Genomic DNA, 202 nt, shown 5'->3' on the forward strand with positions numbered 1-202 from the left:
CTTGTACATCCTTCTCCGAAATCGTCCGTTGCCAGGCCTCTTCAAATTTAAGCGTTTGCATCAAGGGATCCTCCTTTCAATTGTTTCACATAACAGCGGCATTCATGGACCCGTTTGAAAGCGTTCCGTACTTCCTCTTTCCGATCACCACTGTAGTGGGCAAAAACGCCTACGGGTGTAATGCCTTGGCAGTGGCTATGTA

Annotated in this window: 1 pseudogene; it reads right to left on the reverse strand. The window is 48.0% G+C overall.

Features of this window, described 5'->3' with window-relative positions:
• Positions 1-47: 47 nt before the first annotated feature.
• Positions 48-202, reverse strand: a pseudogene (locus tag CHH91_RS21620) (GNAT family N-acetyltransferase); the annotation flags it as partial.

It is taken from the genome of Virgibacillus sp. 7505 (assembly GCF_002272135.1).
Classification (GTDB): Bacteria; Bacillota; Bacilli; order Bacillales; family Amphibacillaceae; genus Terribacillus.